This window comes from Ureibacillus sp. 179-F W5.1 NHS (genome assembly GCF_045369345.1).
In the GTDB taxonomy this organism is placed as follows: Bacteria; Bacillota; Bacilli; order Bacillales_A; family Planococcaceae; genus Ureibacillus; species Ureibacillus halotolerans.
On record NZ_JBIQFG010000005.1, the window covers coordinates 52,796 to 78,221 of the forward strand.

The window sequence follows — 25,426 nt, forward strand, 5'->3', positions numbered from 1 at the left end:
CCTGTTATAGAGGAAGTTTAAATACAATTCGACCAGCAACAACCGTTTGGACTGCTTTTGCTTTTAACATCTCTTCCGAAGTTCCTTTCAATAAATCCCGGTCAAATATAGAAAAGTCTGCATCAAATCCTGCTTTAATTAACCCGCGCACTTCTTCTTTACCGATTGCTTGTGCGCTGCCAACTGTATAAGCCCGTATTGCTTCAAATCGTGTTAATTTTTCATGAGGAAGGTATCCATCATGGTCATCAGTTGGTTTTTTTCGTTCGACCGCAGCATAAATTGTAGCGATTGGATCGATATCTTCAACCGGTGCATCTGTCCCTGCTGCACACATTAAACCTCGGTTCATTAATGTCTTCCATGCGTAAGCATATTTTAATCTTTCTCCACCGAGTCGGTCGATTGCCCATGGGAAATCAGAAGGTACAAATGCGGGCTGTAAATCTAAAATTACAGGCAATTTGGTCATACGATGAATTAATTGTTCGTTTAAAATACAACAATGAATTAATCGGTCCCGTTTTCCTTTTGGAGCAGGGTATTTTTCGATTACATTCAATACCTGTTGAGCAGCAGCATCTCCTATAATATGAACCGCAATGGCTTCATTATATTTTCGTGCAAGTTTCACTAAACTTTCTAATTGGTCATCGGTATGAATAAATAGTCCTTTATTATTCGGATTATCTGCATAAGGTTCGATTAATGCAGCTGTTGAACCACCTAACGCTCCGTCTACAAAAATTTTCATTGCCCCGGGTTCAATAAATGGATCATCAAATTGTACATTTGACTCCATCATTTCTTCAAAAACCGCATGATGTCGTAATAGGTTTACACGAAAATGATGTTTCTCACCCACTACTTTTTCATAAGCAGTTAAAGGGTTCGTAAATTTTCCAAAGTAGCTCATATCTTCACTATGACCACCCGTTAACCCTTTCGATAACATATCATCAATGGATAAATTTAACGCATCGACTAAATATTGAATATAGCTATCTCCTTCTTTTGGAATAGCATTTGAAACAAGGTTCGTTGCTTGATCATAAAGGAGGCCGTTCAAATTGCCATTTTCATCTCGACCAATTTCACCACCAGATGGGGAAGGTGTTGTTTGATCGATTCCTCCAGCTCTAAGTGCGGCAGTATTTCCTAATGCTACATGGTGGCATACACGGGTTAAAAGAATCGGTTCTTTTCGAATTTCATCTAATTCTTCTATCGTAGGAATTCGCTTATCTACGAAATTATTTTCATTCCAACCTTCCCCAAATAACCATTTGTCAGGAGGGGTAGTTTGTGCAGCCGCTTTCACTAATTCCAGCATTTCCTCTGCAGATGTTGCCTTTGACAAATCTAAACGAAGGAGCTTTTCTCCTTGAAATAAAATATGTAAGTGACTATCGACAAATCCCGGATACATAGCAGCACCTTGCAAATCAATCTGTTCGTCTGCCTGATTTTTTAGTTCATCCATTGTTCCAACGGCAACGATTTTGTCATCTTCTACAAGTACTGCTTCAACGGTTTCCCCTTCTCTTTCCATCGTATAGATAGTACCACCATACCAAAGCTTTTTCATTTTTATCACGACCTCCTATTCTAACCATTTATTGTTTTTTCCTTTTCTTTCTAATTTTATTATGCAATTGAATGTGGGAATGCTCAAGTTAATTTCGATTTTATTCTGTTTGATTTCAATAAAAAAACACCTTCAAAAATATGAAGATGTTACTTATGAGAGGGATTATTTAAATTTTTGTCAAAATGATACCTAACACAGCTGATAATACGCCGATTACTTGGTAGGAGCGCAATCGTTCCTTAAAGAGCCAACAACCTCCTAATACTACGACTAAACAACTTAAACTAACAATCGGAAAAACAATACTTGCCGTTCCAGTATTTAATGCAAAAAAATAACAACTATAACCGAATATACTAAGTAAGCCGACTATTGTTCCGAATTTAAATTCTGCTTTTTGCCAATTTTCCTTCGCGAATAAGCTATTGATGCACAAATAGAGGGCGCCTCCGCCATACATGCAAATTAACGTATTTAATGAATCGATATGTAAATAAGAAGAGGTTTTCATTAAAATTCCTAAAATTCCAAATGAGAAAATGGCTAATAAAATTCGAGATAACCACGGCATGTACTGTATACTATTGTTTCCATTCGATTGGGGCGAATATTGGATTAATACTGCGGATCCAAGCATGATGATAATGCCAACCCATTGTAAAATCGTAATATGTTCGTTAAAAATGATGGCCGCGCTTAATATTGGGATAATCGTATTAACACTAACTAAAGGAGAAGTAAGACTTGCAGGTCCCTTTTCGAATGCTTTCGACATTTGAATATTACCATTTGCATTTAAAATTCCAATGATTACTCCTAATACAACTGTAATTATATTCATTTGATGGATTCCGGTAATGAACGCATAGGAAGCGGTTATGATAAAAGCTATTAAATAAAAAATAAATTGAATATGTACTTTAGATAAGCCGTTCGTCGTACTCCATTTAAAAATCATGTTATTCGTACCAAAACAGATCATCGTAATAAATGCTGCAACAATCCACATGTTAATCCTTCTCTCTATTTATTTGAATTCATTCTATTACGAAAAACTACTATTTTACAATAGGATTTTCGTTTTAATATAAAAATAATAATGAATAATTAAAAAACTGTGGGTTCTTCCATGACATCGATGGAAGCCCACAGTTATAAATGGTATTAATAAAAATTCATTTAGCTAAATTCGTTTTTTAAAATTTGTTCATATTCCTTTGAAGTTTTAATTTGAACGGTAATTGCTCCTTTTTGATAATAACTTTTAATGATAAGTGGAATCCCTGTAGTATTTTGAAATTGAAAATCCAGTCCCCCAAAAGAGACGGTAGCGTCCCTTCCCTTCGGTACATAACCAACATCTCTAGAATGGTGGTGGCGTTCAAGGATTTTCATTTCCAATTGGTCGATGGCATTAAATAAAGTAGAAGATGTTTGACATATCCCTCCACCAATTCCCATGACCATTTTCCCTCTTATAATTTCTGGTGCCATTTGATAGCCTGATGCGACATCTCTTGGACCGACGACAGAGTTAAAAGAAAAAATATCACCGTGTCCTAAAATAACATTATTAATTGCCATTGAAGAGAGCTCGATATTTTTACTTCGACCGGAATTATAAGCTTTAAAATAGGTCGTATAAGAAGCGAGTACTACCTCATTTAAATGGGGAACGTCCGATTCACTATAATCACTCTCTGTATAAATGATAGGGACTTCTACAATACCTCCAGAAAATGAAAGGTGTAAAATTTTTTCAATAAGTTCCTTTTCATTAACGGTTGTTAGCGGTCTGCCTTTTATAATGTTCCCTTTTTCATCGATTCGATCTAATATCATCGGCTTATTATAACCGATTTGACTTTGAGTTCCATGGGCAAATTCATGAACCCACCTTTCAATTTCTTTACGGTAGGATTCTAAATTGGTTACGATTTGATAAATATCTGGTGTAAATTTTTTTACTTCGATTTTCGTATCTGGATCAATAACCGTTATTGTCTTTCCATCTGTTAATTCATCTTGAAATAAATCGAATTCATTTGCCTTTAATACTTTCATGTCACTAAAGCAAAACAAAAGTGTAAATAGAATGATTAAACAAACGTTTTGTTTTTTCATATGATAAAACCCAACCTCACCATTATTTAAAATATGTATCTTTATTTATCGTTCCCAAAATAACTTTGAATATGAAATGAAAAAACACCCGATAAATGGATAATGCCATTTATCAGATGTTTTATTACTCAAATACACCGCTTCGGATAATTTCTGTATCTATTTTTACATTTACTTTTAAATTCGGATATATTTCCCTCCATTTTTCTTCTGTAAGTTTGGAGTTTCTTGTAAAGGCATAGAAATGTTCACCAAAACCAAAAATGTCTGAATTTACTTCTTGGCTATATTTAATAATTCTTTCTATTTCTGATTCGATTTTTTTATTAATTTCCTTTTCAATTTTTTCTGTAATTTTTTTATCACTGATCGCCAAACTGGAGTGAATTTCCAATAGTCGGCAATCTAACGAAATACTTAAATCGATTTCATTTTCATTAATTATTTTTAAGTCCCTTTTTGTTTTAATTGCATCGATAGCTATTGGGAGTTCTTCCGGTTGATAATTTGGTGGGTTTTTAGAACTTTCTGCTAATTCTCCAGGTAAAACGAGTTGAAGGGTCCCGTCATTAATATTTTCTCGAATTAATAATACATAAAAGGAATCGGAAGCTGGGAGTGAACCTACCATCTTCCCATCTTTAAATAAAGCAATTCCACTAATATCAATATATTCACCAGATTTTTTTACTTTTGGTAAGGCAAAGTCACGAAATGAAGCATATATATCTCGTACTACTTCGTGTAAAGTGGAAGAAATCATTTGTTGTTGATTAATATTATGATCAATTAAATTAAATATATGTTGCCCTACATCTGCAATGTTTGGATATTGTCCTTCCAATAAAGTTTTTGATTTACCATCTACAACCGCTAAATAAATACTTGTAGTGATTTCGGAATTCATGGCAAAGGTATGAATCGCTTCCTCAATGCCTTCCTTTGCTAAATCATCACCAAACAAAGTAACCCGCAGTTGTCCTGCCATTAGCTTTTTTGCTGATTTTAAATCAGTCTTAACCCTTGTTCCTTTACTAGTTTCGGCTGTTTCCGAATGTATTTCGATACTACTTTCAAATTCTGGATTAATTTGACGAACAACTGAGGTTGCCGTCACATCACCATCTTCGACGTCATAACCAATAAGTGTTACTAAACTAATTCTTTCAAGAACTCGGTACTCAGTACAAGCAGTAAGAATTAAGCATGCAATGACGAACAGTAAAAACCATTTCTTCTTTTTCAATTCGTTCGCTTCCTTTTTAAGAAACTATTTCGTATTAATGCCATCAAATAAATGAACAAAGGGTAAACAAATACAATAATAAACCCAAATTTCGAAAAAATATTGTTGATCTCATTTATTTGATTACGGGACTTAATAAATACAGTGAGAATTAAAATAATGATTGAAAAAATCCATATGAATTTTTTCGAACTAATGTTCACCATACGAATAACGCCACGGTGTGCAGACCATGCAAATAGACATAAATTAGGCAATATGATAATCATCCATAAACAAATCGTGATAATCTCGACCCTTTCGATAAAGGGGAATTTTATAATACTAAATAAATTTAATGTAGCCCAAATTGTTTTTTCCAATTGGGGGCCACTAAAATAAGTAAGGGAGATTAACATAATGGAAAGATAAAGAAGTAATGTCGCAAATAAACCAAGATGAACATACCTTTGGACTTTGTTTTTTTCTTTCACATAGGGATAAACAATATTAATAATTTCAAATCCAATAATCGTAAAGGTCATCGCGTACGCCCCTTTAATAATGTCCTTTAGATGATTATCAAATAATGGAAGAAGTTGACTAATTTCAGAATACTCCATCGGGATAAATAGGATGGAAGGTACCCATAACGTACAGATGAAACTAAAAAAACAGATTCCTACTAACACTCGAAAACCACCGTTAAAAGCATAAATAACAATCATAAGTAGTGAAGCACCTAAAAAAGTCGCTGATAAGTTGGGAAATATCCAAACATTAATCACTTCAATGTAATTTTTCAAAACAACTAAAAAGGCGAAACTGGAGTAGAAAATATAAATAAGATTAAAAAAATTCCCTATAAATTTTCCAAAGACTTCCTGATGGATCCCGTATAAGTCATTCGACGGAAACATTTCAAGAGTTTTAATCATGATGAATACTATAAAATGGGCAAAAATAAAACTTATGATGACGGATATCCAAGCATCCTGCTTTGCATCTTGGTAAATCAGTCTTTGAAATCCGTGAATTCCAACCCCAATTTGACAGGCATTGATAATAAAAAAGAGAAGGGGTGCATTAATTAATTCACTTTCACTTATCGAAAGAGTTTTTTTCACTCTATCACCTTCTCTTTGTTTTCAGGGGTTAAATTTGAATTTTGACTTTGTTTTTTTGTATTCTTCTTTTTTTTGTTTTTTTCAATCTCTTTCCGACTTCTAGAATTCACCGAGTGACGACTGATAAAGGGCAAAGGCAATCGAACAATACTATCCGGCCAATCCTTTAATCTAGGCGGATAAAATGGTGCTAAGTAAGGTGCTCCTAGGCTTGATTGTTTTAATAAATGGATGAGTAAAAAACAGAACGCAAGCATAATTCCGTAATATCCCCAAAAACCTGCCAACACAATGATTGGGAATCGTATAATTCGAATTACGTTACCCATCATATAGTTTGGCGTTGTAAAGGAAGCTAAAGCTCCTAGTGCTACAAAAATAATTAAAATATTACTTGTAATACCGGCTTGAACTGCTGCTGTTCCAATAACAATACCGCCTACGATACCGATTGTTTGTCCGACTTTAGTTGGAAGTCGAGCTCCAGCTTCCCTTAATAGTTCTATAACTAATTCTAAAAATAGTGCTTCTATAATGGGCGGAAACGGAACAATTGCCCTCGATTCACTTAAAGGAACTAACATTGGTTGTGGTATAACTTCATAATGAAATGTTAAAGAAGCCACATAAATGGGTGTGAAAAAAATCGAAACGATGATAGCGGCAAATCTGAGTAATCGTATAAAGGAAGCGATTGGCCAACGTAAGTTTTGGTCTTCCCTACTTTGGAAAAATTCTAAAAAGCTAAATGGACAAATAATTCCCATGGAACTCCCGTTTACAATAATTCCAACTTTCCCTGTTAATAAGCCATCACAAAAACGGTCAGGGCGTTCAGTTAAAAGGGTTTGTGGAAAGATAGAGCTGGAACTGTCATCGATTAATTCCGCTAATATCGCACTATCAATTAAATCCACAATATCAAGATCTTTAATTCTTTGACGAACCGTATTGACATGTTTTTCATCTACAATGCCATGAATGTATAGAACAGAAACAGAAGTTCTTGTTTCTTTTCCAAGGGTAAAGTGCTCATTACATAAATTTGGATTTGTAATAAATCTTCGAATTAGCGTTATATTTGTATTAAGACTCTCATTAAAACCAACTTGTGTCCCAATTACTTGTGATTCATTTTCTGGGGCTTCTAAACTACGCTTTTCGTAAGAAGGAATTTTGGCAAGGACAACTTGCGGATGTCCATTTATATGAATTAAAACAGCACCGATTAACATTTCATCGATACATTGGATCATTTCGTCAAATACGTTTACCTCTGGAATCGAAATTCTTTCTCGAAGGGTACTGGGTGTTTCATCCGATGTATCTTCAAATCGCGCTAGAATATTGTCATCTAATGATTGAGTTTCAATTAACCCATCGATAAATGCAATGGTAATATTGTTTGTGACAAACCGAATAACTAAATCAGCAGGAGAATGAATAATTTTTTTTAATTCATTGATAAAATCATTTTTTAACGGTGGAACAGGAATCTTTGGTGGATTATATTCAGGTTTTTCTTCATTTGGTAGGATTTTTTGCTGTATCTTTTTAAACATAACATTCTCTCCAATTTCTATCTTATAAATAGAATTGTCCTTAAAGTGTTAAAATATACTATTTTTCCTTTATTCCACCGTAATTAAAAAACAACCTTTTCGTGTTTTGTACGAAAAGGTTGCTTCGTTTTTTTTATTAAATTTTAAATGTTTTTACTATGTTTTTTAATTCTTCTGCCATAGAGGCTAAGCTTTCAGCAGATGCAGCAATTTCCTCCATAGAACTGTTTTGTTGTTCCGATGCAGAGGCGATTTCCTGTGTATTACTTGATGCCTCCATTGAAATTTCAGAAATATGTTTTATATCTTTGACCATTTTTTCTGAGACGCTTTTAATTTGTTCGCTTTCTTCCAATATTTCTTTCATATGGTCGGATACTTTATGAACCGATTGAGCAATATGTTCAAATTCAATTCCAGCTCGTTCAACTTGTTTCTTACCATCTTTTACAGCGATATTCCCTTCATTCATAGCTGAAATCGAAAGTGTGATTTCTTGTTGAATTTCTTTAATCAATTGGCTAATTTGTCCGGATGCTTGACTAGATTGTTCCGCCAATTTTCGAACTTCGTCTGCCACAACAGAAAAACCTTTTCCATATTCCCCTGCCCTTGCAGCCTCAATAGCTGCATTTAAAGCAAGTAAATTCGTTTGATCTGCTATACCAGTTATAACTGAAATAATATCGTTGATTTCGGATGATTTTTTTCCTAAACCATTGATTGTTGTTGAAGCTGTATTTGTTTTATTTTCAATTGTTGTCATATGGCTAACCGTATTCGCAATTACATTTGTACCCGAATTTGCAGCAGAAACTGCTTCATTTGAAAGTGCATTTGTTCGTTGAATATTATCGGTAATCGTTAAAATACCGTTTGAAATATTCGTCACAACGGATTTTGCATCTTCAGTGAAATTAGCTTGTGTTTCGGTAGTCGATGCAATCGTTTGAATAGAAGCTGCAATTTGTTCAGTTGCTCGAACGGTTTCCTCCGAACTAGCAGATAATTCCTCGGATGATGAAAGAACTTTATTGGAAGCAATATTTATTTCAGAAACTAAATGTTTAATATTTTGAATCATTACGTTAAAGTTATTGGCAAGTTGACCAAATTCATCACGCCTTTTTAAATCCACCTCTTGGACAGTTAAATCTCCAGAAGCAACCTTATCCATTCGAGAAGCAATTGTCAGGATAGGCTTCGTAATGCTTCTTACAATCAGAATGGAAATGAGAATAATGATTATGGCAGCTGCTCCAATCATCAATAAGCTAACGTTTTTTACAGAATTAGAAACGGCTAAAACTTTATTTTCTGGTGTATAAATTGTTAATCCATAGCCAGTAGTCTTGATTGGTGCATATGTACCAATAAATTGTTCACCGTCATAGGAAAAACTCGATATCCCTGTATCCGACCTACTGTTTTCTAAAATATTATTAAAGCCATCCACTTTTAGTTCTTTTATATTCTTACCGACAAAATCCTTTTCTGGAGAAACTTGTATAAATCCTTGTTGATCTACTAAGGTAATCATATTGGATGTTTCTTCATTGTTTAAGTATGTATCTACTAATAAGTCAAAGTTTGCTGAACCGGCTAATATACCAACAATGACTCCTCGATCATCTTTAATCGGAGTTGCAGAAACTACAATTCGATTCCCTGTCACTTTTGATGTCAATACTTCTGAATAAACCGATTTTCCACCAAATGCAGTAGGTACATAGCTACGATCGCTATAATCTTGACCGATACTATCTTTCATTGTATGGGCAATCACAGTACCATCTCGATTTATGACATACATCGTTTCAAAAATATCAGAACGATCTTCTAAAAACGTAATATAGGGAATGAGTCGTTCCGGATCCATTGACTTCATAACATCAGTAGAAGCTGCAATCTCCATTTCTGACATTTGGGACTTAAACCAATCATCAATGGATTGAGCTTTATTTAATACAAGATTGTGCATAGCATCTTTTTCTTCATCGATGAGAATTGAACTATTGTTGCTTTGTATAAAGAAAGCAACTGCTAATAAAGGAACAATCGATATCAGTAAAAATGCACTAATAAATTTAATACGTATACTCGCTGTACCTTTTCTTAGTTTTTTCTTTTTTTTCAAAGCTTTTCCCCCTTTGTGATCATCATGATTTATTAGATAACCTGTATGAATAGGAAAAAATATTTGGAAACCCATCCTTTCTCCTACTAATTATCCAAATACATTATATAATGAAAATAGTAGGAATTAAAGATATTATTAGAGCATTCATACTAAATCGAAAATTAAAATGAATGGAAAATGAAGGACTATAGTTCTAACCCAATAAAAATAGACACTAAATTATAGTAGTGTCTATCGATTTCATTTTCTAGTTTTTTAAAAGATCAGCATACTTTTCTGAAGTGGTAAGCTTTATCGTAATAGAATCTTTAGTAGTAGTAGCTTGAATCATAAAGGGAACTCCCGTTGTATTTTGGAAGCGAAAATCTAATGAATCGTACGACACGGTCGCATCCCTTCCTTTAGGAACATACCCAATATCAATTGAATGATGATGTCGTTCAACGTAATGTACCCCCAATTGATCCACCGCATTAAAAAGTGTTGAAGAGGTTTGGCAAATACCTCCCCCAATCCCCATCTCAAACTCACCGTTAACAATTTCTAATGCTGGTTGATAGCCTGTTTCCTTTGTTCTAGGGCCAACGGTTATGTTGAAGGAAAAAATATCTTCTACTCCGACAATTACATGAGATATCGCATTCGCTGAAAGTTTGATGTTAGATGATCGTCCTACATCAGATGAATTAAAATAAGTCGTATAAGAAGCAATCACAACGTTATCTAAATCCGCGATTTCGGTTTGACTATAACCTGATTCGGTAATATAAATTGGAAGTTCAACATTCCCACCTGTATTAGATGCAGCTAATATTTTTTCCACAAGTTCCTTTTCCTTTAAAATGACTTGTGGTTTTCCTTTCACGAGTTCCCCATTTTCATTCAATTTATCCAGTACCATTCTTTGGTCATATCCTCGTTTATTGTCGGTACCACGAGCTAATTCCTTTGCTAACTGTTCAATTTCTTTTTTATATCTTTCGGAATTTTTATTTGTATTATATCCGAGTTCTTTAGGTGTAAAAGAATAAATGATTTCCTTTGATGATGGGTCGACTAACTGAATTGTAGAAGTTCCTTTTTCTATTATCTCTTCAGCAGCATCTCCCTGTTCCTTTTCCCTTTCCAACTCTTCTATTTTTTGTTCTAGTTCAACGATTCGTTCTTTTAACTGTTCCTTACTCGTAAAAGTTTCACTACATCCAACTAAAGCAAGGGAACATATAATAACCATTATAAATAATCTTTTCACACCCATCCCCTTCATTGCACCGAAATATCTCCCTAGTGTATTCATGAAGGCATCCGTAGGTTATTCATATAACTAAAAAAGTAGCACGAATCCTCATTCCAGGTTTCGTACTACTCCAATTAATCACTATTTAAAAATTCAGCAGTAATATCATAACCGCGCATATAGTCAGGTGAACCTGGGAAGCTTTGCATAAATCCGTGTATATTTCCGTCAAATCGAACGAGTCTTACTTGAACGCCCGCTTCTTTGAGCTTATCTGCATATAATTCCCCTTCATCACAAAGGGGGTCATATTCTGCAGTAAAGATTAACGTTTTCGGCATTTGAGCTAAATATTTTTTTTCTACAAAAATAGGCGAATCCCAAGGAATATCGGATTGTTGATGTTGTATGAAATGGGCATTGCTTTTCGTAATATCCACTCCGTATTTTCCATTATACAGTTCCCTTGATTGATATTCGCTTCCTTTTATTTGAATGTCAAGATCGGTAATTGGATATTGCAGTACTTGTTTCGCAAGTTGAAATTCTCCTGTAATGATCGATTTTAAAGCGACCATCGTAGCAAGGTTAGCTCCCGCACTAGGACCTCCAACCACAATATCGTTGGACCGTCCTGCAAAATCTTCTGCATGGTTTACAACCCATTTCGTTGCAACATAACAATCTTGAAAAGCAGCAGGTGCGGGGTATTCTGGAGAAAAACGATAATCAATAACGATGACTTTGTATCCGGAAAGGGATGATAACAATCGACAAGACGTATCATAGCTATTTATATCACCATTAATAAATCCACCTCCCGGAAAAAATAAGAAAAGTGGATAATAATCATCTTCTTCATCTGGCGTATATATTCGAATTGGAATGTGATTGGCCATCGCTTGAATAAAAGATTCTTCCACTTTCAATACGCTTGGTTTTCTTTCGTTAGACTTAATTTGAATACCCTTTTGTCTTGCTTCTGGATGTTGCTGGAAATATTGTTCAATATAATGATGTAACGGCATAATTTAACTCCCTTCAGCTTTTTCCTATGTATTTTTATAACCAGATAAGTTTAAATTACTTCTTACGATGGTATTCAGAAATTTGTATGACACGGACATTTTTTGTATTTAATTCATGATAAATGCCTCTACTATCAGTAAAGGAAATATATTGATCCCGTTCACTTTGGATGAGTTGTTCGGCCATTTCTTGGGATTCCACATGTATAAATCTTCTAATATAATGTTGTTCATCAAAAAAATATGTCACTTTAAATTCCTTCATCTTAACCACCTTCATCATTTCTTATTCATTATGTTATCCAATGATGAGATCTCTACACATAGAAAAACCAAGTTCAAAAGAATCACTTCTTTTGGACTTGGTTGTATTTGTTTATTTCGATGCATATTCAATAAATTGGAGATTAGTTACGTATTGAGACATATGGGTTTTTATTTCATCATAAATCATTTTCGCATTCGGCAATTGCTCTTCTGTTACTAAATATAATGGTATAATCTCATAATTCCTCCAGTTTTGAAACTTAACATAAGTAGGCAGCAATTTAGGATGATTGATTTCAACAGTTGTATTTGGTTTTCCCTCTTTATCATAAGTAATTGTTTTCTTCACATCTAATTCGAGTAAAGCACCAATTTGTCGATAAAGTTCGTCTTGAGAAGATAAAAAGTTGCCTAGAGAATGAATGGCAAACGTTTGATTTCCGGTATTTCCTGTGTACCATTTCACCGGTTGTAGTACATGGGAATGATGGAACAAAATAATATGGACACCTAAATCAGCTGCTAACTGGGCTATTTTTTCTTGATCTTCATTTTGATTTCGGCTATATTCATCTCCCATATGTAAATTTAGGACGATAATATCCGAAATTTCCTTTGCTTTTTCTATATCCTTTTTCATTTTTTCTTCATCAATATAATTGACTAAATAGTCTTTTCCTTCAGGTACTTGGAGTCCATTAGTACCATAAGTGTAACCTAAAAAGGAAAATGTAATTTGATTAACCGTTAATGTTTTGATTTGCTCCGCTTCATCATAACTTGTCGAAGCTCCAATATAAGTAATTCCAAGTTTGTTCCAATAATTTGTAGCGTTTTGAATAGCTTCTTCCCCACGATCTAATGTATGATTGTTAGCCATGTTGACTACATCAACACCTACCTCCTTTAAAACATCCCCTATTTCGTATGGACTATTAAATTGTGGGTAGCTTGAAAGCCCAATTTCTTGGCCACCAATAATACTTTCACTATTTGCTATCGTAATATCTGCTTTCTCTAAATATGGTTTTACTTGTGCAAACATGTCAGAAAAATTGTATTGATTATTACCGATGTAGGCTTCTTGGTAAATTGGCTCATGTATTAAAATATCTCCTATTGCGTTAATAGTAGCAGTATAAATTTCAGGTTCTTTTTGAATTGGAGGTGTAACTTGTTCTTGTTTTTCTATAGGTTGTTTCAATATGTTGTTTTCGGCACAAGAAACTAAAAGTAATATGAATATAAATAAAAAATATCTTTTAAAAATAGATGATACCTCCCATTTAAATAGAATACGAAACTTTAACTATAGAATAACCAAATATTATCATTTTAATTTTTTTTACAAATATTTGAAGGGTGCTCATGAATTTTGATTCTTTGTTCAGAGTTGGTTGTTTTAATTTATTTTCCCTTCCAATGAAGTTGTACGCTCACCCATTAGACGTTTACCTCATATTCTAAGTTAAACGAATTGAGGGGATATGCGAATGAATGTAGAATTGTCCGCACTTCATTGGATTTATGTTGTATTTATCGTATTGATTATCGGATTTATGGTAAAACGTCGCGATACAACGCTAATATGTATTATAGGCATTTTTATTCTTGCGATTGTTGCGACTGGAGATTTTACGGCATCCATTAGTGGTGTTTTTAACAGCTTTATTTTTGCAATACAAGAACTGTTATCGACGATTTTGATTATCTCGATTATCGTCGCAATGAGCAGGGTATTAATGAAAACCGGCATTAACGAAGTGATGGTTGCCCCGTTTACAAAAGTCATTAAAAATCCGACCGTCGGTTTTTGGACGATTGGGATATTAATGATGATCATTTCATGGTTCTTCTGGCCATCCCCAGCTGTTGCACTTCTTGGAGCAGTCTTACTTCCTGTTGCTATACGCGCTGGGTTACCAGCATTAGGAGTAGCGGTGGCAATGAATTTATTTGGTCATGGAATTGCCCTTTCCAGTGACTTTATTATCCAAGGTGCTCCGAAATTAACCGCTGATGCAGCAGGAATACCTGTATCCGACGTCGTGTCAGCAAGTATTCCGTTAGTGATCGTCATGGGGTTAGTAACGACCGTTGTTGCCTTTATAATGTTGCGTCGGGATATGAAGCGCGGAAAAATTGAAATGGTTGGTACATTTGATAAGGAAAAACAGGATGAAAAAGTGAATGAAAATTTATTAACGATTGGACAACGAAAATTTTTTGCTTTATTAATCCCACTTGCTTTCATATTAGATGTCGTGGCAATGTCCCTTTTTAATCTTTCTGGCGGTGATGCAACAGCACTTATTGGTGGTACGACAGTCTTTATTCTTATATTATTAGCTCTCTTTGCCCATAAAAATGAAGGGTTGGAGAAAACAACGAGCTACTTAATAGAAGGTTTTCAATTTGGTTTTAAAGTATTTGGTCCGGTCATCCCAATTGCGGCTTTCTTCTATTTAGGAGACTCCGGGTTTTTAACGATTATTGGCGAGTATTTACCAAATGATTCCCAAGGGATTGTAAATGATTTAGGTATTGCCCTAGCTTCAGTTGTCCCGTTAACAGGAGAAATAGCAGCCGTAACACTAACAGCAGTAGGTGCGATTACCGGATTAGACGGTTCTGGTTTTTCAGGAATAACGTTGGCAGGTTCAATCGGTAGTTTATTTGGCACTGCCATTGGTGATGGTACTGCTACATTAACTGCTTTAGGTCAAATAGCTGCTATTTTTGTAGGCGGTGGTACCCTTGTACCTTGGGCTTTAATTCCAGCTGCTGCAATATGTAATGTAAGTCCCTTTGAACTTGCCCGAAGAAATCTTATTCCTGTTATTGTCGGATTAGTAGTAACAACAATTGTAGCGATGTTTTTAATTTAAATAAAAAGGTGGGCCTCTTTGATAAAAGCCCACCTTTAAATTGTTTCCCTTTTTGATTACGTACTAATTTCACGAGTTCGTTTCATTGTAAGTAAAATGAAAATGCCTACTAATAATATACCCGCTAAAAGGAACATGCCAGAAGTTAAAGTAAACATACCTAGAATCGTCGGACCGACAAAACCTCCTAGAGCAGCGAATGAATTCACTAAAGCGATTCCGACAGGGGCAGTTGATTCCGTAAAGAAAAAGGTTAAGTAGGCAAAGAAACATCCTGTAAATCCATATAAACCGATGGATGTAAGGGATAATGCACAGCCGATAAATCCAACCATAGCAATGATTAAACAGATAATTAAATGCTTTTTTAAATTTCCTGTTCGATCTGCATTCCAACCAACAAATAATGCAGAAGGAATTGCGACTAATGAAGGTAACATGGATAACCAACCGATTTCTAAATTAGTAGTATGCACTTCTGATAATGATTTAATGATAGTAGGAATCCAAAAAGATAAGCCATAAATGGCTGTATAGGCTGCAAAGTAAAAGGCAGATAGTTTCCAAACAGTTAAATCTTTTAGCATTGTCCATTTCGTCGGTTTATTCATTTTACTACTAGCGATTCTTTCGATCTCTAATTGTTGTTCAATCCAATTTTTTTCTTCTTCTGTTAACCACTTAGCTTCACGAGGACGGTTTGTTAAATAAAATAACACTATCACCCCAAGTATTAATGCGGGGATTCCTTCTAAAATAAACATCCAACGCCAGCCTGATAAATTTGCCCATGTTATATGGTCGATAATCCAAGTTGAAACAGGGGCACCGATTAGCCCCCCAATAGGAAGCGCTAAAATTAATACTGCCGTTGCCTTGGAACGTTCCCTTTCTAAAAACCAGTAAGTAAGGTATAGAATGATTCCTGGAAAGAAACCTGCTTCTGCAACGCCTAGTAAAAAGCGAAGAATATAAAGATGGGTAGCATTTTGAATAAATCCAGTTAAAATGACGATGATGCCCCAAGAAATCATAATACGAGCAATCCAAACACGGGCACCAACTTTATGCATAATCATATTACTTGGCACTTCAAAGAAAAAGTAACCGATAAAGAAAATACCTGAAAGAAGGCCAAACACTTCAGCTGTTAATGCTAATTCCGCATTCATTTCCAATGCGGCAAATCCCATATTGACACGATCCAAATAAGCGACGATATATAAGAGTAATATAAAAGGTAAAATTCTTATGTTGCGCTTCCGTGTAATGGATTTAATAATAGCATCATTTGTCAATTAGTTCCCTCCATTTTAATGTGATGCCAATCTTTTCACTTAATTTTTCAATGGGCATATCAATAAATATTTCATTGACGAAGACTTCACCATTTTCAAAGGAAAAAACAGCGTAATCAGTAACAAGCAGATCAATGGTTCGTATTCCGCTAATCGGATAAGTTAATGTATTAACAAGCTTGGAATTACCATCTTTCGTAAACAACGTTGCTGCTCCAATTACTTTTTTAGCGCCAATTACTAAATCCATAGCGCCTCCTACACCAAGGATGGGCTGGTTCGGTACTGCCCAATTCGCAATTTGACCAGTAGTGTCAACTTGTAAAATTCCTAAAACCGCAACGTCCACATGTCCGCCACGAATCATAGCGAAGGAATCAGCACTGTTAAAAAAAGAAGCACCTTTTGCAATCGTTACAGGTTCTTTGCTCGCATTAATTAAATCGATGTCTAATTGATCAATAGTTGGTGGTGGCCCAATTCCTAATAGACCATTTTCAGCTTGTAAATAGACTTCTTTCTTTTCGATAAAAGCGTTGACTAATGTTGGAATACCAACTCCTAAGTTGACAACTTGCCCATCTTCTAATTCTTGTGCAATACGTTTTGCGATTTTGTAACGTACATCATTGTTTGACATATTGATTTCCTTCCTTCTTGTAAGCGGTTTGGATAATATAATCAACGTATACATGGGGTGTAACAATCTGTTCCGGATCAATTTCACCTATTTCTACAATTTCATCGACTTCTGCTATGACAATATTTGCTGCAGTAGCCATCATAGGGTTAAAGTTTCGGGCTGTCATATGATAAACGAGGTTGCCTAATTTGTCTGCTTTTTTGGCACGGATAATCGCGATATCACCCTTTATTGCTTTTTCAAAAATATAACGTTCCCCATCAATAACTCGCTCTACTTTTCCCTTTGCTAATTCTGTTCCAACCCCTGTTTTCGTATAAAATCCACCAATCCCTGCCCCACCACAACGAATGGCTTCTGCTAAAGTTCCTTGAGGTAACAAGTCGATAGCTAATTCCCCTTTTGACCAAGCAACTACTGCCTCACGATTGATCGTAAAAAAGGATCCAATTGCCTTTTCAATTTGGCCTCGAATAAATAGTTGGTGAAGCCCCATTCCATAGTCCCCTAAATTATTGCTGACAACATGTAATCCTTTTACCTTTGATTCTGCAATCATATCGATAATCGTTAAAGGAGTGCCGGAAATACCAAATCCGCCTGCTAAAATTTTTTGACCGTCTTTAAATAGCGAGATTAAATGACGTGGATCTACTAAAACTTTTTGTTTCATCGTTTCCCCTCTTCCACTCGTAAAATAATAATTAACATATGAAAAGAGCCGACTGAGACAATCGGCTAATCGGTTAATAAAATTAAGGAAAATTGCTTTTCTTAATAGATGGGCTTGTCCTATTAATTTATAACGGGTCACATTCCCTATTTCATCGGTTATAATGAGTATTGATCAAATGTTTTAATAATTCTGAGTCACGTTGAAGGACAAATTCGTCAAATCCTTTGTTCGGATATTCAAAAAATCCTTTTCCCCTTTTAACACCTAGCGCGTTATTTTCCACTAAATCTTTTATAATGGTAAATTCCCTTACTTCAGATTCGATTTCTTTTTGCAGGTTTTGTAACACTGATGACCAAACGTCTAATCCACCAAAATCGATAATTTTTAGTAGTCCACTTGCAGCAAACCGAAAACCTGGACCATCATATAAAGTTTTCTCTAAATCTTCCTTTGACAGGACACCATCTTCTAACAGGGATAACGCTTCACGAGCTAGAGCGACTTGCATTCGATTGGCAGCTAGACCAGGTACTTCGCGCTTGATGATAATAGGTGTTTTATTGATGGATTCAAAAAATGTTTTCATGTCATTTACGACCTGTGTGGACGTTTCTTCTAATGGGAGTAGTTCTACTAATGGGACGATCTGTGCTGGGTTAAAGAAATGGGTTAACAATAATCGGTTACGATGTTTTTCTACGTATATGGCGATATCGGATAATTTCAAACTGGAAGTATTTGAAGCTAATATAGCTTCTTCTTTTGCGATACTATCTAATTGTTTAAATAATTCTTGTTTTAATGATAGATTTTCTGATGCACTTTCAATAATTACATCCGCATCTTTTAGATGATTTAGTTCAGTAGAAAAGGATAAGAAAGATGTCGTTTCCTTTTCGCTAAATGGAAGAGGAAATCCATTTTCTTTAAAAAGTCGATAATAGGTTTTCAATTTTTCTTTTGCATTTTCTAATTCTATATTTGATATATCAACAACGTGTGTAGGAATACCATGAATAGCGAAATAAAAGGATATTCCAAAACCCATCGTACCTGCACCAATTACACCGATATTCTTCATTCTACAAACCTCCAACGATCTTAATAGAACATAATAGCGACAAGTAGACCAGGGATTGCAGCAATTAAAGGTATAACGACAGAAGTTGCAAAAATATGTTTATAAGCATCTTTATGGGTTAAACCAGCTACAATTAAAGTGGTAATAACAACTCCGTTATGCGGAAGTGCATCTAATCCACCAGAAGCAATTGCGCTAATTCGATGGAAGGCATCAGGATTAACCCCTAATTTTAAATAAAGATCCGTTAAAGTTTCCATCGCAATCGCTAAACCGCCTGAGCTAGAACCAGTAATACCAGCTAATAAGTTAGTGGAAATAATAAAGAGATTAAAGGATTACCAGGAATATTTGTCACAATATCTTGAAAAACAACAAAACCGGAAGTAGCTGCAATTACTGTCCCATACCCTACATCAGCAGATGTGTTAATAATAGGTAAGACAGCATTTGTTGCGCCAATGTTAACCACCTGTTTTTTCTTGTCAATATACTTCCAAAAGATGATGGCGCTTGCAACAACCGTAATCATTAATGTGTAAAGCACTTCAAGTTTAAATAAATTTAAAAGGATAAGTAATAAAGCTGGTGGAATTAAACTTAACACGATATTTGGTAGTTTTTTATTGGCATACTTATCTTTTGCCAGTTCATTTTCAGCTTCTTCAAGGTTTTTCATATTTAAATAAGTTTCACCGCGTTTTTCGGCCCGTTTTAATGCGAAATTTAAGTACCAGATAAGGATTGGGATAATGACAATAGTTGTAACAATCCCGATTAAAGCACCGGAAGTAACGGTAGTATATAAATAAGAGATTGGAATAATATTTTGAATAGCGGGCGTTCCAGGTAGCATCGTCATTGTGAAAGTTGCTATTCCTGGGAAGAAGGCAGCAATAAATAAGTGCCATGGAATATCCATTTCTTTAAAAATAGGTTTAGCAATTGGTAAAATTGCAAAGATAACTACGAATAAGCTAACCCCACCGTAAGTTAAAAGAGAGCAAATGAACATAATTGTCACTAAAACTCGTAACTTACTTTTTCGCCCTTACAGTTTAAGTAAATATTCAGCAATTGTTCGAGCTGCACCCGACTCTTCCATAAACTTACCGAACATCGCAGCAAATAAGAAAATTAGGAAGTAATTTTTCACATAATTTGTAAAGCCGCTCATGTAGGCGTTTTGGAAAGTTTCTAATATCGGCATATTATTCATAATCATGACAAATAAACTAACAACAGGTGCAATGATAATAATAGTAAATCCGCGCATTGCCAGAACGACTAATAAAATTAACGAAAGGATAATAATAATTAAACTCCACATAACTATTCACCTCATCTTTCTCAATACACTTGTCTTCAATTCGATAACGTTAAGTTAATTAAATCCAACTCCTTTCCTTCAACTAGGTAATAATTTTGAAAGCGCTTAAAATTTTAATGTGAGAACTTAATCCTTTCATTGATCATTCACAATTAAAGTTCAGTAAGAGAATGGATATACGAATGGAACCTCCCTTTTATTATTTAACTCATAATATTAGACGAGCAGTTGTTATATTCATTCATGAAAAGAATAAAAGGATGTTTGTTATGAAAACAAACATCCTGAATTAAAATTAGTTAATTTTGGGAGCCGTCCACATAACGGCCATGTTTGGGGATAGCGATGACATCGAAATCGATAGCTAACTTCGTTAAATTTTCTGTTAATTCTTGACCTTTCATAGGCATGCCATGACCGGTAATGGCAATTTGAGGTTTTAAATCACTTAATGTTTTCACAGAATCCCAAGCTTGTTGCCAATCGGTCGTAAAATATCGGGGAGGTCCGCTTATTTCTTGATCTTGAACGAGGGTTTTAAATAAGGATTCCTGTTTCACTGTGACAAATGCATCACCAGCAATTAATGCACCATCAGATTGTCGATAAAACGATACATGCCCTGGTGAATGGCCAGGTGTATGAATCCATTGCCATTCTAACATGGATGGAACGGTACCATCTGAAGGCAAGGGCTTAACATGGCTTCCTAAATTAATCGGTTCATTAGGGAAATAAGGAGACATTTTTGCAACCAATCCACCCTCTACCGTTGAATCAGGTTCAGGGTAGCTTTTAACCCCTGTTAAATAGGGAATTTCCAGTTCATGGGCATATACGGGTACATCCCAATGTTCAATCAATTCAATAATGGCCCCGACGTGATCAAAATGACCATGAGTTAAAACAATAGCATTTGGACGGGCATCAGCGCCAAATCGATTTTCTGCTTCATGAATAATCTTTTCAGCTGACTTAGGCATTCCCGCATCGATTAATGTCCATGCTTGGGAATGGTTTGTGTTACCGACCATACAAAGATTAACGACTTGGATTGTTAAAGAGTAGATATCTGGAGTTACTTCTTGTCCCAATCCACTCATTACAGAAGTTACAGGGATGAATTTATAATCTTCTCCATAATTCATTTGTTCACTCAAAGTTCCACCTTCCTTCTCTACTATTTTTTCTTAAAATTTCTAACCTATTCATTTATGTAAAAGAAAAACCCACTGCTCGGTGGGTTTTAAAATTATTCTGTTAATGGAATTTCTACTTTGGTTGAACCTTCCAAATAGTGAGGATAACTAAAGAAATAAATTTGTACAGGATTAACAGCACCTTTTAAATCGAAATGATAGGAACTTTCTGTAAAACGATTATGATTTTCATAAACGCTAAAACTGTTATGATAAAATTGATTACCTTCAGCATCTATCACGTCACTAAACAGTTGAACATGATGGTCTTCTTTTGATTTATAAGTGACTTCAATGGAGTTTGAATCAAGAATCTTTAAATCGAAGTCATCAATTGGCGGGACTTTTACTATTTTTTGACGAAGGAAATCAATTTCAACATAGTCTTCTCCCTTTGGTAAAGCTTCAATTTGATCTAATACTAGGGTTATTTTGTTTGGTTTTCTAAAGTAGTTACTTTGAATAAAGATACTATTGGTTTCTTCTCGAAAACTTCCAAGTCCGACAAGTCCATCTTGAACTTTACCCCACTCTTCGCCCTTTTCATCTAATACTTTCAAATGATCGATTTGTAAAATTTGCATTGTATTTTGGCTGTTCACCTTTAATTTCAATTCTGCTCTTAATGGGGAAATCGTTAATGATTGTACATAGATGGTTTGACCGTCGATCTTTAACGGTTTGTTCACATCGTAAACTTTAGACGGTTGAATTGGTTTTGTTAACGTGAATGGGATCGTGAAAGAAGTTTCCTTTGTATCATCAAATTTCAAATAAATTTCAAAATCCGGCTTGGAATAATCGATTTTCGATGTTGCAATAACTTCAAGTTTTCCTTGAATGGTTTTAGTAGGTTCTGTATAAGGCCAGCCAGAAGTCGAGGAACCATTGATTACTTCCCCATTTTGACTTAATTGAAATTCTTTTGTCTCTAAATTTGAAATATTGAAAGGTGCTTCCAATTCGTAAAAAATAACAATACCTGTTTCATCAGCAATTGTACCGAGAATCGTGAGTGTAATGTTGTTTTTCGTTTGTACAATATTTAGTTCTTCAAAGTATTCGTTATCCACAATATCTTTTAAACCTTTATCTTTTGTTAGCATTTCAACAAGGGGTGCAAAGCCAGGAATTTTAGCAACAGCATTTGCAAAAGCTGGTGAGACACGTATGGAACTAACAAATATAATGACTACAACGGCTATTAAAGCAACTTGTTTGAAGAAGAGACGATTTCGTTTTTGTCTTTTTTTATATTTTGCATATCCGTTATGTCGCATAGAAGCTAATTTTTCTGTAGGTACTACAATATTCGTTAACTCTTCCTTTAACTTGTCGAAATCCTTTTCGTTCATGACTGTCCCCCCTCACTAAATAAAAATCGTAGTTTTTTTAATGCAGTATGTAGCCTCGATTTTACAGTTCCTTCAGAAATGTGCATTTCCTTTGCAATCTCTTTATTTTTTAAATCACAAAAATATTTTAAATAAATGAGTTGTTGCTGTTTTGGAGTTAGTTTTGAAATAGCTTCAGAAAGTTCAAGATGATTATCATCATTTTGGAAAGTCCCTTCCGCTACATCGTTTCTTAATTCATAGCGCCTTTTTTTCTTTTGAATATCTGAACATACATTTAATAACACTCGAATGAGCCATGTGTTTAGAAATTCTGCTTGCTTTACTGTATGTATTTTACGAAAACAGCAAAATGTAAATTCTTGGATGGCTTCAAGGGAGTCATGTTCATTTTTTAAATAACTAAAAGCGATTCGGTAATGGGTGCTTTCTTCTTGTTTTAAAATTTGAAGTAAGGCCGTTTCATCTCCAGCGATTGCTTTTTTCGCCAATTCGATTTGTTCCATTCATTTCCCCCCTATACTTATTAGACATTTTGAAACGAGAAATCGTTCACTAAAATGATTGAAAATTTTTCAATTGTTGAATTTTAAGTCAAAATAAAAAAACGGATGTAAACCTTTTATCGGTTTCATAACATCCGTTTTCATTATCTTATTAAATGTGAAATTCAATCATATCATCAACAAAATGCCAATCATATGGAGTTTCTTGGTAAACGTAATAGTTTAACCAGTTATAGAAAAGTAAATGGGAATGGGCACGCCAAGTATTTTTTGGTGTTTTATTTGGATCGTTATTTGGGAAGTAATTGACCGGTAATTCTACCGGTTCACCTTTCTCCACATCTCGCTTATATTCATCTGCTAAAGTAGTAGCATCATATTCTAAGTGGCCAGTAATCATGATGTGTTTTGTATCCTTAGATTGGATAATAAATGGACCCGCTTCCTCCGAAAAGCTTAATAACCGAAGTTCAGGACAGTTGCGTACATCCTCGATGGATACGGAAGTGTGTCGGGAATGGGGCGCTACATATTCGTCACTAAACCCTCGAACTAAATCTACTGTTAAATCGGTAATGACATGGGAATAAATTCCTGAACATTTTTTAGGAAGTTCGAATTTTCCGATACCAAAATGGTGATAAAGTGCTGCTTGGGCTCCCCAACAAATATACATACAAGACGTTACATTGATTTTTGCCCAATCCATTATTTCTGTTATTTCATTCCAATAGTGTACGTCTTCAAATTCCATTCGTTCGACGGGTGCTCCCGTAATAATCATCCCGTCAAAACGACGATGTTTAATCTCGTTGAATGTTTTGTAGAAAGTATCTAAATGAGATTTTGAAACATTTTTAGATAAGTATGTAGCGGTATTGAGAAAAGTAACATTTGTTTGTAAAGGTGTATTTCCGAGTAAACGTAATAGTTGTAACTCCGTTTTCTCTTTTTCTGGCATCAAGTTACAAACTAAAATGTTCAAAGGTCGAATTTGTTGTGTTTGTGCGCGGTCTTCTTCCATAACGAAAATTTTCTCTTTGCGCAATATTTCTCCAGCAGGCAAACTCTTTGGTATATTAATAGGCATTTTTTGTTCCCCCATTTCTTAACTTTCATTTCATCTTAAAAAGAGAAGATAAATAAAAACCCCCTCATTCCAGCGTGAGAATGAGAGGGTACAATTTTATATACGCGCACTCTTATCTCCCAAGACAAATTGTCTTGCTGGAATTAGCACCTTTCTAACCGGTTGTTAGAGGTTGCTGAAGCTTCATTGGGCCATGTCCCTCTGCTTCTCTTGATAAGATTGATGAAATTAAAATAATACTATCACGTAAAGCTAATATTTGCAATATTCATTAATTATTTTTCTGTAAATAATTTTCCCGCCAAGTTGATTGTTCTTTTTGGAATATCACCTGTTCGAGCTTTTCATCCCAATTATCAATTAATGTATTCCAAACGCGTACGGTGAAATGATCCTGTTCTTCGTCGTATAAAATAAACTCAATACAGGGAATATCATTAATTTGGATATCTTCGATAGAATCAATCGATGGGGTTACGGACAAATTTTCCCCATTATCGTCTAAATCGGGTTGTTCAAATGCTTGAATTCCCTTTATCACCTGTTCGTTTTGTATCGATAATTCCTCTTCTTGTTTATGATATCGATACAGTTGCTCTGGAAAATCTTCATATTCTAGTACTTCTTCAATATCTCCATTTAAAAATAAATGGTGGGATGGGCTATAAAGCAATTCTATCGTTTTTATATCCTGTTCTTCTTCAAAAACACCGCTTTGTAATTGTTTTTGTCCCTTTTCCGTTTGTTGATAATGGGAATCCACCTTCGTAATTAATCCAGTTTTTTGCATTTTAGATAACAAATCTTGTATGAAGAGTTGTTCTACAAGAAGAATTTCACTTAGCTGTTCTGCATTTTCAAAGGCGTTGTTCGCAACGGATTGAAGAATCATTTTCATTAAAATATCCATTTTTGTACGGGATATCGGTTTATATGTAATATTTACACTGTGAACAGGTACACTCCAAGTATCCGTCTTCAAAATGGAGATATTCGATTTCTTTAAAAGTTGAGTAGATAATGATTGTTGTAATGAAAGTAATTCCATAAATCCAC

General features: G+C 34.8%; 24 protein-coding genes and 1 riboswitch. Of the genes, 1 reads left to right on the plus strand and 23 read right to left on the minus strand.

What is annotated here, in order from left to right:
• Positions 1-4: 4 nt before the first annotated feature.
• From ACH0B5_RS04150 to ACH0B5_RS04200, 11 genes are all read right to left on the minus strand, one after another.
• On the minus strand, positions 5-1,588 hold the full coding sequence (locus tag ACH0B5_RS04150) for an amidohydrolase (RefSeq protein WP_122971184.1): 1,584 nt from the start codon (positions 1,586-1,588) through the stop codon (positions 5-7).
• 169 nt (positions 1,589-1,757) lie between these two features.
• Positions 1,758-2,600: a DMT family transporter gene (locus ACH0B5_RS04155; protein ID WP_122971183.1), complete on the minus strand. Its 843-nt coding sequence runs from the start codon at positions 2,598-2,600 to the stop codon at positions 1,758-1,760.
• 170 nt (positions 2,601-2,770) lie between these two features.
• Positions 2,771-3,715, minus strand: coding sequence for a VanW family protein (locus ACH0B5_RS04160; protein WP_241559276.1), 945 nt, complete (start codon positions 3,713-3,715; stop codon positions 2,771-2,773).
• Between the two features lie 124 nt (positions 3,716-3,839).
• Positions 3,840-4,961 carry a Ger(x)C family spore germination protein gene (locus ACH0B5_RS04165; RefSeq protein WP_406927431.1) on the minus strand — a complete coding sequence of 374 codons (1,122 nt, stop codon included), beginning with the start codon at positions 4,959-4,961 and terminating at the stop codon, positions 3,840-3,842.
• Positions 4,958-6,067, minus strand: coding sequence for a GerAB/ArcD/ProY family transporter (locus ACH0B5_RS04170; RefSeq protein WP_406927432.1), 1,110 nt, complete (start codon positions 6,065-6,067; stop codon positions 4,958-4,960). Before ACH0B5_RS04170 ends, ACH0B5_RS04165 begins: the two co-directional genes overlap by 4 nt.
• Positions 6,064-7,629 carry a spore germination protein gene (locus ACH0B5_RS04175; RefSeq protein ID WP_406927433.1) on the minus strand — a complete coding sequence of 522 codons (1,566 nt, stop codon included), beginning with the start codon at positions 7,627-7,629 and terminating at the stop codon, positions 6,064-6,066. Before ACH0B5_RS04175 ends, ACH0B5_RS04170 begins: the two co-directional genes overlap by 4 nt.
• 136 nt (positions 7,630-7,765) lie before the next feature.
• Positions 7,766-9,766: a methyl-accepting chemotaxis protein gene (locus ACH0B5_RS04180; RefSeq protein ID WP_406927434.1), complete on the minus strand. Its 2,001-nt coding sequence runs from the start codon at positions 9,764-9,766 to the stop codon at positions 7,766-7,768.
• Positions 9,767-10,016: 250 nt separating this feature from the next.
• Entirely contained in the window at positions 10,017-11,027 is a 1,011-nt protein-coding gene (locus ACH0B5_RS04185) for a VanW family protein (protein ID WP_406927467.1), read from the minus strand.
• Positions 11,028-11,140: 113 nt separating this feature from the next.
• Entirely contained in the window at positions 11,141-12,034 is an 894-nt protein-coding gene (locus ACH0B5_RS04190; RefSeq protein ID WP_122971178.1) for an alpha/beta hydrolase, read from the minus strand.
• A gap of 55 nt (positions 12,035-12,089) precedes the next feature.
• Positions 12,090-12,299: a hypothetical protein gene (locus ACH0B5_RS04195; protein ID WP_122971177.1), complete on the minus strand. Its 210-nt coding sequence runs from the start codon at positions 12,297-12,299 to the stop codon at positions 12,090-12,092.
• A 111-nt stretch (positions 12,300-12,410) separates the two neighbouring features.
• A complete protein-coding gene (locus ACH0B5_RS04200) occupies positions 12,411-13,505 on the minus strand; it encodes a CapA family protein (RefSeq protein WP_406927435.1) in 1,095 nt (364 codons plus the stop codon).
• Between the two features lie 289 nt (positions 13,506-13,794).
• On the opposite strand from ACH0B5_RS04200, the gene ACH0B5_RS04205 reads away from it, so the two are divergent.
• Entirely contained in the window at positions 13,795-15,189 is a 1,395-nt protein-coding gene (locus ACH0B5_RS04205) for a hypothetical protein (protein WP_406927436.1), read from the plus strand.
• A 56-nt stretch (positions 15,190-15,245) separates the two neighbouring features.
• On the opposite strand, the gene ACH0B5_RS04210 is transcribed toward ACH0B5_RS04205, so the two are convergent.
• The 12 genes from ACH0B5_RS04210 to ACH0B5_RS04265 form a co-directional block, all read right to left on the minus strand.
• Complete coding sequence (locus ACH0B5_RS04210; protein ID WP_406927437.1) at positions 15,246-16,487, minus strand: MFS transporter; 1,242 nt, start codon at positions 16,485-16,487, stop codon at positions 15,246-15,248.
• A complete protein-coding gene (locus tag ACH0B5_RS04215; protein WP_122971174.1) occupies positions 16,477-17,127 on the minus strand; it encodes a 3-oxoacid CoA-transferase subunit B in 651 nt (216 codons plus the stop codon). The genes ACH0B5_RS04210 and ACH0B5_RS04215 overlap by 11 nt, the downstream gene beginning before the upstream one ends.
• Positions 17,114-17,803 carry a CoA transferase subunit A gene (locus ACH0B5_RS04220; protein WP_406927438.1) on the minus strand — a complete coding sequence of 230 codons (690 nt, stop codon included), beginning with the start codon at positions 17,801-17,803 and terminating at the stop codon, positions 17,114-17,116. The genes ACH0B5_RS04215 and ACH0B5_RS04220 overlap by 14 nt, the downstream gene beginning before the upstream one ends.
• 151 nt (positions 17,804-17,954) lie before the next feature.
• Positions 17,955-18,890 (minus strand): 3-hydroxyacyl-CoA dehydrogenase family protein, encoded by a 936-nt coding sequence (locus ACH0B5_RS04225; protein ID WP_406927439.1) that lies wholly within the window; start codon positions 18,888-18,890, stop codon positions 17,955-17,957.
• A 20-nt stretch (positions 18,891-18,910) separates the two neighbouring features.
• A complete protein-coding gene (locus ACH0B5_RS04230; protein ID WP_406927440.1) occupies positions 18,911-19,150 on the minus strand; it encodes a hypothetical protein in 240 nt (79 codons plus the stop codon).
• Between the two features lie 41 nt (positions 19,151-19,191).
• Positions 19,192-19,914 (minus strand): hypothetical protein, encoded by a 723-nt coding sequence (locus tag ACH0B5_RS04235; protein WP_406927441.1) that lies wholly within the window; start codon positions 19,912-19,914, stop codon positions 19,192-19,194.
• Between the two features lie 27 nt (positions 19,915-19,941).
• The gene (locus ACH0B5_RS04240) at positions 19,942-20,220 is read right to left on the minus strand and encodes a GntT/GntP/DsdX family permease (protein WP_406927442.1); all 279 of its coding nucleotides are present in this window, start codon (positions 20,218-20,220) and stop codon (positions 19,942-19,944) included.
• 299 nt (positions 20,221-20,519) lie between these two features.
• Entirely contained in the window at positions 20,520-21,380 is an 861-nt protein-coding gene (locus ACH0B5_RS04245; RefSeq protein WP_122971170.1) for an MBL fold metallo-hydrolase, read from the minus strand.
• A 92-nt stretch (positions 21,381-21,472) separates the two neighbouring features.
• Positions 21,473-22,774, minus strand: a complete 1,302-nt coding sequence (locus ACH0B5_RS04250) for a DUF4179 domain-containing protein (protein ID WP_406927443.1) — start codon at positions 22,772-22,774, stop codon at positions 21,473-21,475.
• Positions 22,771-23,280: a sigma-70 family RNA polymerase sigma factor gene (locus ACH0B5_RS04255; RefSeq protein WP_406927444.1), complete on the minus strand. Its 510-nt coding sequence runs from the start codon at positions 23,278-23,280 to the stop codon at positions 22,771-22,773. Before ACH0B5_RS04255 ends, ACH0B5_RS04250 begins: the two co-directional genes overlap by 4 nt.
• A gap of 151 nt (positions 23,281-23,431) precedes the next feature.
• On the minus strand, positions 23,432-24,370 hold the full coding sequence (metA, locus tag ACH0B5_RS04260; protein ID WP_122971167.1) for a homoserine O-acetyltransferase MetA: 939 nt from the start codon (positions 24,368-24,370) through the stop codon (positions 23,432-23,434).
• A 109-nt stretch (positions 24,371-24,479) separates the two neighbouring features.
• A riboswitch (SAM riboswitch) is annotated at positions 24,480-24,590 on the minus strand.
• A 51-nt stretch (positions 24,591-24,641) separates the two neighbouring features.
• Positions 24,642-25,418: a hypothetical protein gene (locus ACH0B5_RS04265; protein ID WP_406927445.1), complete on the minus strand. Its 777-nt coding sequence runs from the start codon at positions 25,416-25,418 to the stop codon at positions 24,642-24,644.
• Positions 25,419-25,426: the final 8 nt, after the last annotated feature.